This is a genomic window from Micromonospora sp. DSM 45708, from assembly GCF_039566955.1.
GTDB lineage: Bacteria > Actinomycetota > Actinomycetes > Mycobacteriales > Micromonosporaceae > Micromonospora.
Map to the genome: position 1 here is coordinate 433197 of NZ_CP154796.1, position 15372 is coordinate 448568.

A 15372-nucleotide genomic window follows, 5' to 3' on the forward strand; every position below is an offset into this window, starting at 1 on the left:
CCGGGGCCGTTCCGCGAGGGGGTGTACAACAAACCCCTCGCACGTTGTCGTCACCGCGTCGGGTGCCCGGCGCTCCCTGTCTGGAGGACCACCCCATGGGCCGTTATCTCTTGAGACGGCTGCTGCAACTCGTACCGGTGTTCATCGGCACGACGTTCCTGATCTACTGGCTCGTCTGGTCGGTGCCCGGTGACCCCTTCGCCGGCAAGTGCGGTGACCGCGGTTGCCCGCCGAACTACCGGGCCATGATGACCGAGAAGTATCATCTCGACGACTCGATCTGGGTGCAGTACGCCAGCTACATGAAGAACCTGTTCCAGGGTGACTTCGGTATCACGTTCGGCGGTCGCGAGATCAGCGACATCATCGCCACGTCGTACCCGAACACCCTGAAGCTGGCGGTGGTCGCTCTCGCCATCGAGGCCGTGATCGGTCTCGGCGCGGGCATCCTGACCGGTCTGCGACGCAACGGCTTCCTGGACAACCTGGTCCTGGTCTCCACCCTGTTCCTGATCGCCCTGCCGGTCTTCGTCGTCGGTTTCGTGTTGCAGTGGGTGCTCGGCGTCAAGTGGGGCATCATCAACCCGACCGTCTCCAACGAGATGCGGTTCAGCGAGCTGATCGTGCCCGGTTTCGTGCTCGGCAGCGCCTCGATGGCGTACATCGCCCGGGTGGCGCGCACGAGCATCGCCGAGAACCGGCGTGCCGACTACGTCCGTACCGCGATCGCCAAGGGCCTCCCGATGCGCCGGGTGGTCGGCGTGCACCTGCTCCGCAACTCGCTCATCCCGGTGGTCACGCTGCTCGGCACCGACCTCGGCGCGCTGATGGGTGGCGCGATCGTCACCGAGGGCATCTTCGGCATCAACGGCATCGGCCGGCAGGTGCTGCGCTCCATCGTGACGAAGGAGAGCGCTACCGTTGTCGGCATCGTGGTGGTGCTGGTGGTCGTCTACCTCGTGATGAACCTGCTGGTGGACCTGCTCTACGCCGCCCTCGACCCGAGGATCCGCTATGAGTGACCGCCGCAGCGAACGAATCGTCCCAGCAGTCTGCGCGGGCAACCAGGCCCGCGCCGAGCGCAGCGAGGTGCGGGCATGAGTGACCCGAGTTCCGCGTCGATCGTGTCGACGCCGCCCGCGACCATGCCCACCGAGGCCGGGTCCGGCGCGCCCACCAACGCCGGCCTGCCGGAGAGCGCCAAGCAGCAGAAGCCGCGTGGCCTGCTCGGCGACGCCTGGCTCGACCTGCGTCGCAAGCCGCTGTTCTGGATCTCCGCCGCGTTCATCATGCTCTTCATCGTGATGGCCGCGTTCCCGTCGCTGTTCACGTCCGGTGACGCGGTCAACGGCGCGCTGGAGCGCAGCCGGGTCGAGCCGTCGTCCTCCGCCTGGTTCGGCTACGACGTGCAGGGCCGCGACGTCTACTCCCGGGTCATCTACGGCGCCCGTGCGTCGATCGTGGTGGCCCTGGTCTCCACCATCCTCACCCTGCTGTTCGGTGGCGCGATGGGCATCATCGCCGGCTACCGCGGCGGCTGGGTGGACGCGCTGCTGTCCCGGATCGCGGACATCTTCTTCGGCCTGCCGTTCGTGCTCGGCGCGATCGTCATCCTGACCACGTTCAACGGGTCCGGCACCGACAACGGCGAGTGGACGATCATGGGGCTGGTCATCCTGTCCCTGAGCGTGCTGAGCTGGCCGGTGGTGATGCGGCTGATGCGCTCCTCGGTGCTCGCCACCAAGGAGGCCGACTACATCGTCGCGGCCCGTGCGCTGGGCGCCGGCACCGGCCGGATCATCCTCAAGCACCTGCTGCCCAACTGCCTGGCGCCGCTGCTGGTCTACGGCACGATCATGGTGGGCTCGTTCATCGGCGCGGAGGCCACGCTCTCCTTCCTGGGCATCGGCCTGAAGAGCCCGGTGGTCTCCTGGGGCATCATGATCAGCGAGGCGCAGAACTACATCCGGGTCTCGCCGTTCCTGCTGTTCTTCCCCTCCGCGTTCCTCGTCACCGCCGTGCTGAGCTTCGTGATGCTCGGCGAGGCGGTCCGCGAGGCCCTCGACCCGAAGCTCCGATAGGGGAACTGAGTTGTCCGACATTCTCGTGTCCGAGCAGTCCGCGGCCGGCGCCGACGGATCCGGCCGCCCCTCGGGCCGCCTGCTCGAGGTCGACGACCTGCGGGTCGAGTTCCGCACCCGGGACGGCGTCGCCAAGGTCATCAACGGAGTGACGTACCACGTCGACGCGGGGGAGACCCTCGCCGTGCTCGGCGAGTCCGGCTCCGGCAAGAGCGTCACCGCGCAGACCGTCATGGGCATCCTGGACACCCCGCCCGGGTTCGTCACCGGCGGCCAGGTCCGCTTCCACGGCAAGGACATGCTCACGATGTCCGCCGAGCAGCGGCGGCGGATCCGTGGCGAGGGCATCGCCATGATCTTCCAGGACTCGCTCTCGGCCCTCAACCCGGTTTTCACCGTCGGCTTCCAGATCGCCGAGCAGTTCCGCATCCGGCGCGGCCTCGGCCGCGCGGAAGCCAAGAAGCGCGCGATCGAGATGCTCGACCAGGTGAAGATCCCCAACGCCAAGGGTCGGTTCAGCAACTACCCGCACCAGTTCTCCGGCGGCATGCGGCAGCGCGCCATGATCGCGATGTCGCTGGCCCTGGACCCGGAGGTGCTGATCGCCGACGAGCCGACCACCGCGCTGGACGTGACCGTGCAGGCCCAGATCATGGACCTGCTCAGCGAACTCCAGCGGGAACGGCAGATGGGCATGATCCTGATCACCCACGACCTCGGCGTGGTCGCCGACGTCGCGGACCGGATCGCGGTCATGTACGCCGGCCGGATCGTCGAGGAAGCGGACGTCTACGACCTGTACCGCAAGCCGGCCCACCCGTACACGCTCGGCCTGCTCAACTCGATCCCGCGGATGGACGAGAAGGGGCAGGAGCTCCGGACCATCAAGGGGCTCCCGCCGAACCTGATGAACATCCCGCCGGGCTGCGCCTTCAACCCGCGCTGCCCGATGGCGCAGCCGGTGTGCCGGGAGAAGGTCCCGCCGCTGCTGCAACTGGGCCACGGCCGGGCCAGCGCCTGCCACTTCGCCGAGGAGCTCGTGAACCGTGACTGAGAACATCATCGAGGTTCGTGACCTGGTCAAGCACTACCCCGTGACCCGGGGTGTGGTGTTCAAGAAGACCATCGGTCACGTCAAGGCGGTCGACGGCGTCTCCTTCGAACTCAAGGCCGGCGAGACGCTCGGCGTGGTCGGCGAGTCCGGCTGCGGCAAGTCGACGCTCGCCCGGGTGCTGATGAACCTGGAGAAGCCGACCGCCGGCCAGGTGCTCTACAAGGGCCAGGACATCTCCAAGCTCTCCGGTGGCGCGCTGCGGCGGCTGCGCCGGCAGATCCAGCTGGTGATGCAGGACCCGTACACCTCGCTGAACCCCCGGATGACGGTGGGTGACCTGATCGGCGAGCCGTTCGAGATCCACCCCGAGGTGGCTCCGCGCGGCAGCCGGCGCGGCAAGGTCAAGGAGCTGCTCGACCTGGTCGGCCTCAACCCGGAGCACATCAACCGGTACCCGCACCAGTTCTCCGGCGGTCAGCGGCAGCGCATCGGCATCGCCCGGGCGCTGGCGCTGCGGCCCGAGGTGATCGTCTGCGACGAGCCGGTGTCGGCGCTGGACGTGTCCATCCAGGCCCAGGTCATGAACCTGCTGGAGAAGCTCCAGGCCGAGTTCGGGCTGTCGTACGTCTTCATCGCCCACGACCTGTCGGTCGTGCGCCACCTGTCGGACCGGGTCGCCGTGATGTACCTGGGCAAGATGGTGGAGATCGGCACCGAGGACGAGATCTACGAGCGGCCGACCCACCCGTACACCCAGGCGCTGCTGTCGGCGGTGCCGGTGCCGGACCCGACCGTGCGGGAGAGCAAGGCGATCATCCGGCTCCAGGGTGACGTCCCCTCGCCGGTCAGCCCGCCCTCGGGCTGCCGGTTCCGCACCCGGTGCTGGAAGGCGCAGGACGTCTGCGCCCAGGAGGTGCCGCTGCTGGAGATCCGGCCGGGCTCGGACCACCCGAGCGCCTGCCACTTCGCCGAGAAGCGGGAGATCGTCGTCACCCACGAGGTGGCCTGAGCCAGACCGGACCGCCTGCCGACGTCAGCCCGACGCCGGCAGGCGGTTCGTCGTCTGCCGGGCGGGGCGCGTCACAGCGGGCCGCGGCCGGCGCGCAGCAGCAGCAGCGCGAGCTGCGTGCCGTCGGCGCCGAGTTCCGCGCGGAACCGCTCCAGGATCTCCCGCTCGCGGGAGAGCACCAGCCGGGTCCCCCCGGCGGCCAGCCGGGTCACGCCGACCTCCTGGGAGAGCGCGGCCCGTTCCTGCCAGAGCGCGACGAGCATGCGGTCGATCTCGTCGATCCGGTGCCGGATCTCACCGATCCGCTCGGCCGCCGCCGAGTCGTCGGTGCCGGTCCGGGCCGCCGCGGCGCCGGTCGGGTCACCGCCGGGCTTCCGGTCGTGCCGCGCCGGGCCGCCGCTGGACTCCACCACGTCAGTCATCATCGTCGTCCCTCTCGGGGCTCGGTCCCGGTACCCGGATCCCGGGACGGAAAAGCCCCGGGCTCGGGAGCCCGGGGCTTTTCGTAGGTCTGATTCGATCAGGCGCGACCCACGGCTGCCGGACTCCCGGTGCCGTAGTAAAAGAAGCGCTGATCGAACACGTCGTCGAGTATGCCGACCGCCGGGGCGGACGCGCAAGGAAACCGGCCAACAGGTGGGACGTGACGCCGCCCGCGCACCCGGGCGCGCGGGCGGGGAAGTGTCCGGCCGACGGCATAGACTCGGGCTGCGATGCATCCTCTCTTCGACATTCCCGCGTCCCCGCCCGCGCCGGAGTCCCGGCCGACCCCGCCGCGCCGTTCCGGGGCCGCCCGGTCGGATCCGCAGGCCCTTCTCGACGGCCTGAACGGCCCGCAGCGGGACGCGGTGACCCACGCCGGCTCCCCCTTGTTGATCGTGGCCGGCGCCGGCTCGGGCAAGACACGCGTGCTGACCAACCGGATCGCCTACCTGCTCGCCGCCCGGGACGTGCACCCCGGCGAGATCATCGCGATCACGTTCACCAACAAGGCCGCCGGCGAGATGAAGGAACGGGTGACCGCGCTGGTCGGCCCGCGCGCCCGGATGATGTGGGTGTCGACGTTCCACTCGGCCTGTGTCCGCATCCTGCGGGCCGAGCACGAGCACGCCGGCCTGAAGTCGTCGTTCTCGATCTACGACGCCGACGACTCCCGGCGCCTGATGCAACTGGTGACCCGCGAGCTGGACCTGGACCCGAAGCGCTATCCGGCGCGGGGGCTGGCGGCCCAGGTGTCCAACCTGAAGAACGAGCTGGTCGACCCGGAGGAGTTCGCCGGCCGGGCCAAGGGGCCCAACGAGCGGGCGCTGGCCGAGGCGTACGCGCTCTACCAGCGACGGCTGCGCGAGGCCCACGCGCTGGACTTCGACGACCTGATCATGACCACGGTGCACCTGCTCCAGTCGCACCCGCACGTGGCGGAGAGCTACCGGCGCCGGTTCCGGCACGTGCTGGTCGACGAGTACCAGGACACCAACCACGCCCAGTACGTCCTGATCAAGGAGCTGGTCTCCGGCACCGAGGGCGTCCCGCCGGCCGAGCTGTGCGTGGTCGGCGACGCCGACCAGTCGATCTACGCGTTCCGGGGCGCGACCATCCGCAACATCCTGGAGTTCGAGCGGGACTTCACCGACGCCCGCACCATCCTGCTGGAGCAGAACTACCGCTCGACCCAGACCATCCTCAACGCGGCCAACGCGGTCATCGACCGGAACACCTCACGCAAGCCCAAGCGGCTGTGGAGCGACGCCGGCGCCGGTGAGCAGATCGTCGGCTACGTGGCCGACACCGAGCACGCCGAGGCGGACTGGGTGGCCCGGGAGATCGACCGGCTCGTCGACGCCGGCGACACCCGGCCGGGCGACGTGGCCGTCTTCTACCGCACCAACGCCATGTCCCGGGTGTTCGAGGAGGTGTTCATCCGCGTCGGCCTGCCCTACAAGGTGGTCGGCGGGGTGCGCTTCTACGAGCGCAAGGAGGTCCGCGACGCGCTGGCCTACCTGCGGGCCGTGGTCAACGACGACGACACCGTCAGCCTGCGCCGGATCCTCAACACCCCCCGGCGGGGCATCGGCGAGCGGGCCGAGGCGTGCGTCGAGGCACTGGCCGCGCGGGACCGCATCTCCTTCGGCGCCGCGCTGCGCCGGGCGAAGGACGCGCCGGGCATCTCCACCCGGGCGGCCAACGGCATCGCCGAGTTCGTCGCGTTGCTCGACTCGGCCCGTGAGCTGGCCGCCACCGGCACCCCGGAGGAGGTGCTGGAGGCGCTGCTGACCCGCTCGGGCTACCTGGCCGAGCTGGAGGAGAGCCTCGACCCGCAGGACGCCGGCCGGGTGGACAACCTCCAGGAGCTGGTGAGCGTCGCCCGGGAGTACACCGAGCGGATCGAGTCGCTGGGCGCCGACGACGAGCGGGCCACGCTGGCCGGCTTCCTGGAGCAGGTCGCGCTGGTCGCCGACGCCGACCAGATCCCGTCCGACGACCCCGACCATCAGGGGGTGGTCACGCTCATGACGCTGCACACCGCCAAGGGGCTGGAGTTCCCGGTGGTGTTCCTGACCGGCCTGGAGGACGGCGTCTTCCCGCACCTGCGCTCGCTCGGCGACTCCCGCGAGCTGGAGGAGGAGCGCCGGCTGGCGTACGTGGGCATCACCCGGGCCCGGCAGCGCCTCTACCTGTCCCGGGCGGTCACCCGGTCGGCCTGGGGCGCACCGGCCTACAACCCGCCGTCCCGGTTCCTGGAGGAGCTGCCGCCGGAGCTGGTGCGGTGGGAGCGCACCGAGGGGTCGTACACGTCGTGGGGTGGCGGCGGCGGTGGCGTCGGCGGCCGTGCGGACCGGTTGTCGGGCGGCCGGGGCGGCTTCACCGGCGGCACGCCCAAGGCCACCCAGCTCGCCAAGCGTCTCGGCGTGGACGCCAGCCGGCTGGCCACCGCGAGCGACCTGAAGCAGGCCCCCAAGGTCTCGGTGGGCGACCGGGTCAACCACCAGCGTTACGGCCTGGGTCGGGTGCTGGCGGTGGAGGGCGCCGGGCCGGGTGCCCGGGCCCAGATCAACTTCGGTGACCAGACCATGTGGCTGGTGCTGCGGCACGCGCCGATCGACAAGCTCTGAGCGTCGAGGAGGGGCCCGGGTCGGCGGTCGTGCCGGGCCGGGCCCCTTTCCCGTGCCGTGGCCCTCAGCAGGCCACGTCGATGCCGCGGGCGCGCAGGAACGGCGCCGGGTCGATCTGGTTCCACATGGCTCCCTGGTGCACCTCGAAGTGCAGGTGCGGGCCGGTGGCGTCACCGGTGGCGCCCTCGTAGCCGATGATCTGACCGGCCTTGACCTTGTCGCCGACGTCGACGAGCAGCCGGCTCTGGTGGGCGTAGTGGGTCAGGTAGCCGTTGTGGTGGTCGACGAAGACGGAGGTGCCGTATCCGTCGCCCACGTCGCCGGCCTTGACGACGGTGCCGGACGCGGCGGCGCGGATCGGGGTGCCGGCGGGCATGGCGAAGTCGATGCCGGCGTGCAGCGTGCCCCACCGCTGCCCGAAGCAGGAGGTGATGTCGGCGCCCTTCATCGGGATGACCCAGCTCGGCTTCGGCGCGGCCTTTTTCTTCGTCGGCGTCGGCGTCGGCTTGGGCGGCACGGTCTTCTTCGGCTTCGGGGTGGTCGCGCTCGGGCTGGGGGACGGGCTGGCCGGCGTCGCGGACGGGGTGACCGGGCTGACCGACTCGCGCGCCGACCGGTCGGCGCGGGCGGCGGCCTCGGCGCGGGCCCGCGCGTCGAAGTCGACCGCGGCCGGGGCGGGCGCCGGGCTGTCGTCGGTGGCGACCACGACGCCGCCGAGGCCGAGACCGAGCAGGGCCAGCGCGCCGGTGATCAGGTACGTGGTCCGCCGGCCGGTGCGCCGGTGCCGGGCGGGGGCGCGGTCCGGGGTGGTGCCGTTCGGGGTGGGACTGCTGTGCTGCACGGGAACCTTCACCAGTTGAGGGGCACGTGGACCTGGAAATACTGGTGTCGTGCTCCGAGCGCGCCGGTGGCGGGTTCGCGGCCCGGCGGGGTGCGCCGCGGGATCGTGTCCCCGATCGTGCCGGCTGGGCGGTTCCCGACAAGCGTCGATCATCAGGTGGTGTGGCGCCGCTCACATCGTGCGGTGTGACGGGGCTGACATCCGTGCACGCGAAACCGCCCGGATCGCAGGATCCGGGCGGTTGTCGGGCGGTACGGAGTGTCAGGAAGCGGCTACGTCGCCGTAGAGTGCCTCGGTTTCGAGCTTGATGTCCACTCCGCGCTCCTGGAGGAACGTCACCGGGTCCCGAGGCTCGCCGTTGACATGGACCTCGAGGTGCAGGTGCGAGCCGTAGGAGTGGCCGGTGTTGCCGACCAGACCGAGCTGGTCGCCGGCCTTGACCTCCTGGCCCTCCTTGACGGTGACCGCGGAGGAGTGGCCGTAGATGGCCTCGCTGCCGTCGGCGTGCCGGACGATCACGGCGTAGCCGTAGCCGCCGAACCAGCCGGCCTTGGTGACGGTGCCGGCGTGGACCGCCTTGTAGGGCGTGCCCTCCGGCGCGACCAGGTCGATGCCGGTGTGCAGCTTGCCCCAGCGCATGCCGTAGGGCGACTTGAAGTCGTAGCCGTGCAGGGGGAGGAGCCAGGGGTCCTGCTCGGTGGCGGCGGCGTCGCCACCGGACCGGTCGTCCCGGGTGGCGCGGTCGGCGGTGTCGGCCCGGGCCGCGGCGTCCTGGCTGGCGATCGAGGCCTGCCGGAGCTCGTCGAGGACGGACGGGCTGACGCTCTTGGCGTCGGGGAGGGCGTTCGCGCCGAGGGCGACGATGCCGGCACCGACGAAGGCGGTCGTGACGACCGCCGCGTAGCGGCTCCGCGGGGGGGTGGGTACGCGGCGGCGACCGCGATATCGATCGGGCTCAGACGACAGGCGCTGGCGCACGCACACCCTCCGTTGTCGGGGATCCGATGCGACCTCGGACCGTTCGGTGAAGCTCGACCGAACCTCCGGTGCCGCGTCGTCACCCGTCCGTGGACTTGATGACAACCGTGGACACGTTAGCCAACAGCCACTCCTGTCACAAGCCGAAGCGCCGAACCGGCGTTTCGTTATGTACATTTCTATCCTGGCTTGTGATATCTCGTGTCACCGGTCGGCTGGCCCGTCGACTGGCCTTTCGTCGCGGACCGTGACCATTCGGCGGAGGTGTCCGGCTTCCGATGGGCCCGGCCGGGCGGTATGGCGCAGCCCGGGTTCCCGACCCCGGTCCGCCCGGGTTACCGTTCGTTCAGGTCAGCAGTGCCGGTGCCGGTGAAAGGTGTGCGCAGATGAGCTCTCGGATTCGGGTCGTCGTCGCGAAGCCCGGCCTGGACGGCCACGACCGCGGCGCGAAGGTCGTCGCCCGTGCGCTGCGCGACGCCGGCATGGAGGTCATCTACACCGGCCTGCACCAGACCCCCGAGCAGATCGTCGAGACGGCGATCCAGGAGGACGCGGACGCGGTCGGGCTCTCGGTGCTCTCCGGCGCGCACATGACGCTGTTCAAGCGGGTCGTCGAGCTGCTCACCGAACGCGAGGCGGCCGACATCGTGGTCTTCGGCGGCGGCATCATCCCGGAGGCCGACATCCCGGAGCTGGAGCGGCTCGGCGTCGCGAAGATCTTCACCCCGGGCGCCACCACCGGATCGATCGTCGACTGGGTACGGGAGAACGTGGCCCAGCCGGTCGGCTGATTCCGGGCAGGGGGAGGGGCCGGACGCACCCCTCACACGCCCGGCCCCTCTATGCACGATGCCCCGCCGCCACCCCTCGACCGACAGGGCATCGGCCGCTCCCGTCATCGCGCTTTGACCAGCGCTCCGACATCAGACTCAACGACGCCCCTGACCGGGGGTTACGCCCCGGCGCGGACATCCCCTCCCTCGGACGGCTGACGCCGCGTCTCCCGTTGTGCGCTCCCGCGACGACGGTTGTGCATTACCGCACACCCCGCACCCGCTCGGTTGCCGCCGGTTCCCATCTCGTTAGGCTGCGGCAAATGGCCTGTCTGTTCTGATGACAGGCGTCAAACTGATTTTCCAACGCTGGTGGCGGCGCGACGGCGCGCCGCGGAGACGGGACGGGACGCGCAATCGTGGACCTGTACGAGTACCAGGGGCGGGACCTGTTCGAGCGGCACGGCTTGCCCGTGCTCGCCGGCGGCGTCGCCACTACCCCGGAGGAGGCCCGCGCGATCGCCGAACGCCTCGGCGGCCGGGTGGTCGTCAAGGCACAGGTGAAGGTCGGTGGCCGCGGCAAGGCCGGCGGCGTGAAGCTGGCCGAGGGCGCGGAGGAGACGGTGGCCCGGGCCACCGACATCCTCGGCATGGACATCAAGGGTCACACGGTCCACAAGGTCATGATCACGGTGACCGCGGACGTGGCCGAGGAGTACTACTTCTCGTACCTGCTCGACCGGGCGAACCGCACCTTCCTCTGCATCGCCAGCGTCGCCGGCGGCATGGACATCGAGGCGGTCGCCGCCGAGACCCCCGAGAAGGTCGTCAAGGCGCCGATCGACGCGAACACCGGCGTGGACGAGGCCAAGGCGCGTGAGATCGTCACCGCGGCCGGCTTCCCGGCCGAGGTCGCCGACCAGATCGTCGACGTCGCGGTCGGGCTGTGGCAGGCGTTCGTCGCCGAGGACGCCACCCTGGTCGAGGTGAACCCGCTGGCCACCACGAAGGACGGCAAGCTGCTGCTCCTGGACGCCAAGGTCACCCTGGACGAGAACGCCGGGTTCCGGCACCCGGACCACGAGGCCCTGGTCGACCAGGCGTCGGTGGACCCGCTGGAGCAGGCCGCCAAGTCCAAGGACCTCAACTACGTCAAGCTCGACGGCGAGGTCGGCATCATCGGCAACGGCGCGGGCCTGGTCATGTCCACGCTCGACGTGGTCGCGTACGCCGGTGAGCGGCACGGCGGCGTCAAGCCGGCCAACTTCCTCGACATCGGCGGCGGCGCGAGCGCCGAGGTGATGGCGAACGGCCTGGAGATCGTCCTCTCCGACCCGTCGGTGAAGAGCGTCTTCGTCAACGTCTTCGGCGGCATCACCGCCTGCGACGCGGTCGCCAACGGCATCGTGCAGGCGCTGGCGCTGCTGGAGCAGCGCGGCGAGAAGGCCACCAAGCCGCTCGTGGTCCGCCTCGACGGCAACAACGCCGAGGAGGGCCGGGCCATCCTCGACGGCGCGGCGAACCCGCTCATCCAGCGGGTCGACACCATGGACGGCGCGGCCGAGCGGGCCGCCGAGCTGGCAGCTGCGGGGGTCTGACAATGGCTATCTGGCTGACCAAGGACTCCAAGGTCATCGTGCAGGGCATGACCGGTTCCGAGGGTTCCAAGCACACCCGGCGGATGCTTGCCGCCGGCACCACCGTGGTCGGCGGCGTGAACCCGCGCAAGGCCGGCACCACCGTCGACTTCGACGGCACCGAGCTGCCCGTCTTCGCCTCCGTCGCGGACGCGATGAAGTCCACCGGGGCCGACGTCACGGTCATCTTCGTGCCGCCGCAGTTCACCAAGGCCGCGGTGGTCGAGGCGATCGACGCCGGCATCGACCTGGCCGTGGTGATCACCGAGGGCGTGCCGGTGCACGACACCGCCGCGTTCTGGGCGTACAACGTGGCCAAGGGCGAGCGGACCCGGATCATCGGCCCGAACTGCCCCGGCATCGCCTCGCCGGGCGCGTCCAACGCCGGCATCATCCCGGCCGACATCACCGGCACCGGCCGGATCGGCCTGGTCAGCAAGAGCGGCACGCTGACCTACCAGATGATGTACGAGCTGCGTGACATCGGCTTCTCCACCTGCGTCGGCATCGGCGGTGACCCGATCATCGGGACCACCCACATCGACGCGCTGGCCGCCTTCGAGGCGGACCCGGAGACCGACGCGATCGTCATGATCGGTGAGATCGGCGGTGACGCCGAGGAGCGGGCGGCCGAGTTCATCAAGGCCAACGTCACCAAGCCGGTGGTCGGCTACATCGCCGGCTTCACCGCACCGCCCGGCAAGACCATGGGTCACGCCGGCGCGATCATCTCCGGCTCGGCCGGCACCGCCGACGCCAAGAAGTCGGCGCTGGAGGCGGTCGGCGTCAAGGTCGGCAAGACCCCGACCGAGACCGCCGAGCTGATGCGGGAGCTCATGTCCGGCCGCTGAGCGGTCACCTGACGTGCCGAGGGGGTCGACCGGGTCCGGTCGGCCCCCTCACGCTCAGCGGTACCAGTACGGGTAGTAGTAGCTGCCCCGGGCCCGCACGATGGCGCTGGCCACGATGTTGACCACACCGAACGCGATGGCCAGCCAGCCGAGCAGTGGCGATCTGCCGTGGCGCCGGGCGTCCCGGATCGACAACCAGCCGAAGACGATGCCCAGGATGCCGCAGCAGAACAGGCCGAACACGATGCCGAGGACGCCCCAGAGCGTGCTCCGGTCCCGACCGGCAGCCGGTGGCGGCGGGGGCGGCGGATACGGAGCGTTCACGGATTCCTCCGAGCGGTCGGTGCCGCGACGGGAACGGTCGCGTCTGAAGCCGAGGCTAGACCGGATCACCGCCGCTGATCCGGGGGTTCGGCGAACTCGCCCCGGTCCCGGCCCGGTATCGGACTGCCGTCCTCGGCGTGGCGTGCCAGAGTAGACGCGATGTCACGTGTCACCCCTGACCAGCCGCGCCCGGCCGCCGGCCCCACCACCGGCGCCCGGCCGCGCGGTCGTGCCCGCCCCGCTACGCGCGTGCCCGCGCCCCGGCCGGGTGAGTCGTCGCGCAGCCGGGCCCCGCTGCCGGTGGCCGCCGGGGTGGCCGCGCTCTGGGCCGCGTCGACGTCCCTGCTGCCGGTCGTCGTCGTGCTCGGCCTCGCCCAGCTCACCGAGGACGCCGGGTCGTTCGGCGGCGCGCTGCGCGCCGGCCTGGCCGGCTGGCTGCTCGGGCACGGGGTGCCGTTGCAGACCGCCGCCGGGCCGCTCGGCCTGGCGCCGCTCGCGCTGAGCGCGCTCGTCGTCTGGCGGCTCACCCGCGCCGGCGTGCACGTCAGCCGGGCCGTGGGCGCTCGCGGCGCCGGCTCGCCCCGGCAGGCGCTCGCCGTCGCGGTCGCGGTCGCCATCGGGTACGCGCTGCTCGGCGCCGTCGCCGCGCTCGCGGTCGGTGCGGGCGGGCTGCGGGTGTCCCCGGTCACCGCGGCGCTCACGTTCGCCGCGTTCGCCGCCCCGGCCGCCCTGGTCGGCGCGCTGCGCACCACCGGCGTCTGGGCGCTGCTGGCGACGCGCTGCCCGCGGCCGGTGCGGGAGGGGTTGCGCGCCGGGCTGGTCGCGGTGCTGCTGCTGCTCGGCGCGAGTGCCGGCGCGGCCGGGCTGGCGGTGGCCACCGGCGGTGGCGACGCGGCCGACATGATCGGGGCGTACCGGACCGGGGTGGCCGGTCAGGCGGGCATCACGCTGGTCAGCCTCGCGTACGCGCCGAACGCCACCGCCTGGTCGGCAAGCTACCTGCTCGGTCCCGGGTTCGCCGTCGGCACGGACACCGCGGTCCGCACCAGCGAGGTGTCGGTCGGCGCGCTGCCGGCCGTGCCGTTGCTGGCCGGCCTGCCGCGGGGCCCGGTCGACGGGCTGGGGGCCGGGCTGCTCGCGGTGCCGGTGCTGGTCGCGATGGCGGCCGGCTGGCTGTTGGCCCGGCGACTGCTGCGTGCGGCGGCCGAGGACCGGGTCGAGGTCGGGTGGCCCGCGCTGCTGGTCCCGGCCGTGCTCGCCGGGCCGGTCGCCGGGGTGTTGCTGGGCCTGGTCGCGGCGGCCTCGGGCGGTTCGCTCGGCGGTGGCCGGTTGGCCGAGATCGGCCCGGCGCCCTGGCCGGTGGCCGCCGTGGCCACGCTGGTGATCGCCGTGGGCGCGGTGCTCGGCGCCGCCGCCACCCGCACCCTGACCATCCGGTCCGCTCCGCCCTCTCCCCGGTCGGCCCCGCCCACCCCCCGAGCCGCCCCCACCGCACGCTGACCTCCCGAGCCGCACCGTGGCACCCACCCGGGTGGGGACGCGCGAGGGGCGCCCGGCAACCGCCGGACGCCCCTCGTCGGAGTCGGTCAGGAACCGAAGTTGTTCATGTTGATCGCGGCACCGGCGATGGCGCTGATGATGCCGATGACCACACCGACGCCACCGCAGATCAGGGCGGCCTTGGCCTGGCCCGGGTTGCTGGCCTCGCCCGCCTGGACCTTCTTCTGGCCCAGCACGCCGAGCACCACGCCGGCGATGCCGGCGGGGACGCCCAGCAGCGGGCAGCAGAGGCCGAGCACGATCGAGGCGATGCCGACGATCATGCCGATCAGGCCCATGGTGTTGTTCCGGCCCTGGCCGGGGCCGGCCGGGTAGCCGGCGGCCGGGTACTGCGGCGCGGCGCCGTACGGCTGCTGCGCGTACGGGTCCTGGCCGTAGGGCTGACCCGAGGTGGGCTGGCCGTAGGGCTGGCCGGAGGTGGGCTGTCCGTAGGGCTGGCCCGAGGTCGGCTGTCCGTAGTCCGGCTGCTGCCCGTACTGCGGCTGCTGCCCATAGTCCGGCTGCTGTCCGTACTGCGGCTGCTGTCCGTACTGCGGCTGCTGTCCGTACTGCGGGGCCTGCGGCGGCGGGGCGTACGGGTCGTGCGGCTGGGCGGTCGGGTCCTGGTTCGGCTGCTGGCCGTACGGGTCCTGTCCGGGGTGTCCGGGCTGCATGTCGGGAAACTCCTCAGTTGTGGGCTGTCGGTCAGTTCGTGCCGGTGCTGCCGCCGACGAGACCCGCCAGGCCACCGAACAGGCAACACACCACAATGATGCCGATCCAGACCAGGCCCACGATCAGGGCCCACTTCGACCACTTCCTGGACTCGGCGGCGGCGGCCTGCGCGCCGGCGTAGTCGCCCTGCTGGATCAGCGGGTTGACCTTGGAAGCGTTGATGATCGCCGGGATCGCGAGCGGCCAGAACAGAAAGATCGCGACGATGGACATCGTCATGTTGTTGTCGATCTGCGACGGCTGCTGCTGGGGGTATCCAGGCTGCATGGGGTGGCTCCTCGGGCCGGCGGCACGGCGCGTGCCGGTTTCTCGTTCGGGGGTGCGGGTCGGGCGTACGCCGGACACCGGGCGACCGGCAGCGTACCGCGACCCCACCACCGGGGAGATCATCCGACAAGCCGCCGCCCGACAGCCGGACCGCCCGGCCTGCCCGATAG

Annotated in this window: 15 protein-coding genes; 9 read left to right on the forward strand and 6 right to left on the reverse strand. The window is 71.5% G+C overall.

The annotated features are described in order from the left end of the window. Positions 1–95 precede the first annotated feature (95 nt). The 4 genes from VKK44_RS02170 to VKK44_RS02185 all read left to right on the forward strand — a co-directional run bounded on the left by VKK44_RS02170 (position 96) and on the right by VKK44_RS02185 (position 4144). Positions 96–1022, forward strand: coding sequence for an ABC transporter permease (locus tag VKK44_RS02170; protein ID WP_343445170.1), 927 nt, complete (start codon positions 96–98; stop codon positions 1020–1022). A 75-nt stretch (positions 1023–1097) separates the two neighbouring features. Continuing rightward, positions 1098–2081, forward strand: a complete 984-nt coding sequence (locus tag VKK44_RS02175; RefSeq protein WP_343445171.1) for an ABC transporter permease — start codon at positions 1098–1100, stop codon at positions 2079–2081. Positions 2082–2106: 25 nt separating this feature from the next. Beyond that, positions 2107–3135 carry an ABC transporter ATP-binding protein gene (locus tag VKK44_RS02180; protein WP_343447628.1) on the forward strand — a complete coding sequence of 343 codons (1029 nt, stop codon included), beginning with the start codon at positions 2107–2109 and terminating at the stop codon, positions 3133–3135. After that, positions 3128–4144, forward strand: a complete 1017-nt coding sequence (locus VKK44_RS02185; RefSeq protein WP_343445172.1) for an ABC transporter ATP-binding protein — start codon at positions 3128–3130, stop codon at positions 4142–4144. Before VKK44_RS02180 ends, VKK44_RS02185 begins: the two co-directional genes overlap by 8 nt. A gap of 71 nt (positions 4145–4215) precedes the next feature. Here VKK44_RS02185 and VKK44_RS02190 read toward each other — a convergent pair whose 3' ends face one another. Beyond that, complete coding sequence (locus VKK44_RS02190; protein ID WP_343445173.1) at positions 4216–4569, reverse strand: chorismate mutase; 354 nt, start codon at positions 4567–4569, stop codon at positions 4216–4218. Positions 4570–4857: 288 nt separating this feature from the next. Here VKK44_RS02190 and pcrA point away from each other — a divergent pair, with 288 nt between their 5' ends. Next, positions 4858–7257: a DNA helicase PcrA gene (pcrA, locus tag VKK44_RS02195; RefSeq protein ID WP_343445174.1), complete on the forward strand. Its 2400-nt coding sequence runs from the start codon at positions 4858–4860 to the stop codon at positions 7255–7257. Positions 7258–7321: 64 nt separating this feature from the next. Here pcrA and VKK44_RS02200 read toward each other — a convergent pair whose 3' ends face one another. Next, positions 7322–8098 carry a M23 family metallopeptidase gene (locus VKK44_RS02200; protein ID WP_458351595.1) on the reverse strand — a complete coding sequence of 259 codons (777 nt, stop codon included), beginning with the start codon at positions 8096–8098 and terminating at the stop codon, positions 7322–7324. A gap of 261 nt (positions 8099–8359) precedes the next feature. Then, on the reverse strand, positions 8360–9076 hold the full coding sequence (locus tag VKK44_RS02205; RefSeq protein ID WP_343445176.1) for a M23 family metallopeptidase: 717 nt from the start codon (positions 9074–9076) through the stop codon (positions 8360–8362). Positions 9077–9462: 386 nt separating this feature from the next. Here VKK44_RS02205 and VKK44_RS02210 point away from each other — a divergent pair, with 386 nt between their 5' ends. From VKK44_RS02210 to sucD, 3 genes are all read left to right on the forward strand, one after another. Continuing rightward, on the forward strand, positions 9463–9867 hold the full coding sequence (locus tag VKK44_RS02210; protein WP_343445177.1) for a cobalamin B12-binding domain-containing protein: 405 nt from the start codon (positions 9463–9465) through the stop codon (positions 9865–9867). A 401-nt stretch (positions 9868–10268) separates the two neighbouring features. Beyond that, entirely contained in the window at positions 10269–11447 is a 1179-nt protein-coding gene (sucC, locus tag VKK44_RS02215) for an ADP-forming succinate--CoA ligase subunit beta (RefSeq protein ID WP_343445178.1), read from the forward strand. 2 nt (positions 11448–11449) lie between these two features. Continuing rightward, positions 11450–12337: a succinate--CoA ligase subunit alpha gene (gene sucD / locus VKK44_RS02220; protein ID WP_343445179.1), complete on the forward strand. Its 888-nt coding sequence runs from the start codon at positions 11450–11452 to the stop codon at positions 12335–12337. Between the two features lie 54 nt (positions 12338–12391). On the opposite strand, the gene VKK44_RS02225 is transcribed toward sucD, so the two are convergent. Beyond that, positions 12392–12661, reverse strand: a complete 270-nt coding sequence (locus VKK44_RS02225; RefSeq protein WP_343445180.1) for a DUF4190 domain-containing protein — start codon at positions 12659–12661, stop codon at positions 12392–12394. A gap of 159 nt (positions 12662–12820) precedes the next feature. On the opposite strand from VKK44_RS02225, the gene VKK44_RS02230 reads away from it, so the two are divergent. Then, positions 12821–14161, forward strand: coding sequence for a cell division protein PerM (locus VKK44_RS02230; protein WP_343445181.1), 1341 nt, complete (start codon positions 12821–12823; stop codon positions 14159–14161). 86 nt (positions 14162–14247) lie between these two features. Here the strand turns inward: VKK44_RS02230 and VKK44_RS02235 are convergent, their stop codons facing one another. Together VKK44_RS02235 and VKK44_RS02240 are read right to left on the reverse strand one after the other, a co-directional pair. Next, entirely contained in the window at positions 14248–14874 is a 627-nt protein-coding gene (locus tag VKK44_RS02235; RefSeq protein ID WP_343445182.1) for a DUF4190 domain-containing protein, read from the reverse strand. A gap of 31 nt (positions 14875–14905) precedes the next feature. After that, entirely contained in the window at positions 14906–15202 is a 297-nt protein-coding gene (locus VKK44_RS02240) for a CD225/dispanin family protein (RefSeq protein WP_107158938.1), read from the reverse strand. Between the last annotated feature and the right edge of the window lie 170 nt (positions 15203–15372).

What these genes read in the sequence shown, in the direction of transcription:
- VKK44_RS02170 (WP_343445170.1), top strand. Translation starts at nt 96, where the DNA reads ATGGGCCGTTATCTCTTGAGACGGCTGCTGCAACTCGTACCGGTGTTC.
- VKK44_RS02175 (WP_343445171.1), top strand. Translation starts at nt 1,098, where the DNA reads ATGAGTGACCCGAGTTCCGCGTCGATCGTGTCGACGCCGCCCGCGACC.
- VKK44_RS02190 (WP_343445173.1), bottom strand. Translation starts at nt 4,569, where the DNA reads ATGATGACTGACGTGGTGGAGTCCAGCGGCGGCCCGGCGCGGCACGAC.
- pcrA (WP_343445174.1), top strand. Translation starts at nt 4,858, where the DNA reads ATGCATCCTCTCTTCGACATTCCCGCGTCCCCGCCCGCGCCGGAGTCC.
- VKK44_RS02210 (WP_343445177.1), top strand. Translation starts at nt 9,463, where the DNA reads ATGAGCTCTCGGATTCGGGTCGTCGTCGCGAAGCCCGGCCTGGACGGC.
- sucD (WP_343445179.1), top strand. Translation starts at nt 11,450, where the DNA reads ATGGCTATCTGGCTGACCAAGGACTCCAAGGTCATCGTGCAGGGCATG.
- VKK44_RS02230 (WP_343445181.1), top strand. Translation starts at nt 12,821, where the DNA reads ATGTCACGTGTCACCCCTGACCAGCCGCGCCCGGCCGCCGGCCCCACC.
- VKK44_RS02235 (WP_343445182.1), bottom strand. Translation starts at nt 14,874, where the DNA reads ATGCAGCCCGGACACCCCGGACAGGACCCGTACGGCCAGCAGCCGAAC.
- VKK44_RS02240 (WP_107158938.1), bottom strand. Translation starts at nt 15,202, where the DNA reads ATGCAGCCTGGATACCCCCAGCAGCAGCCGTCGCAGATCGACAACAAC.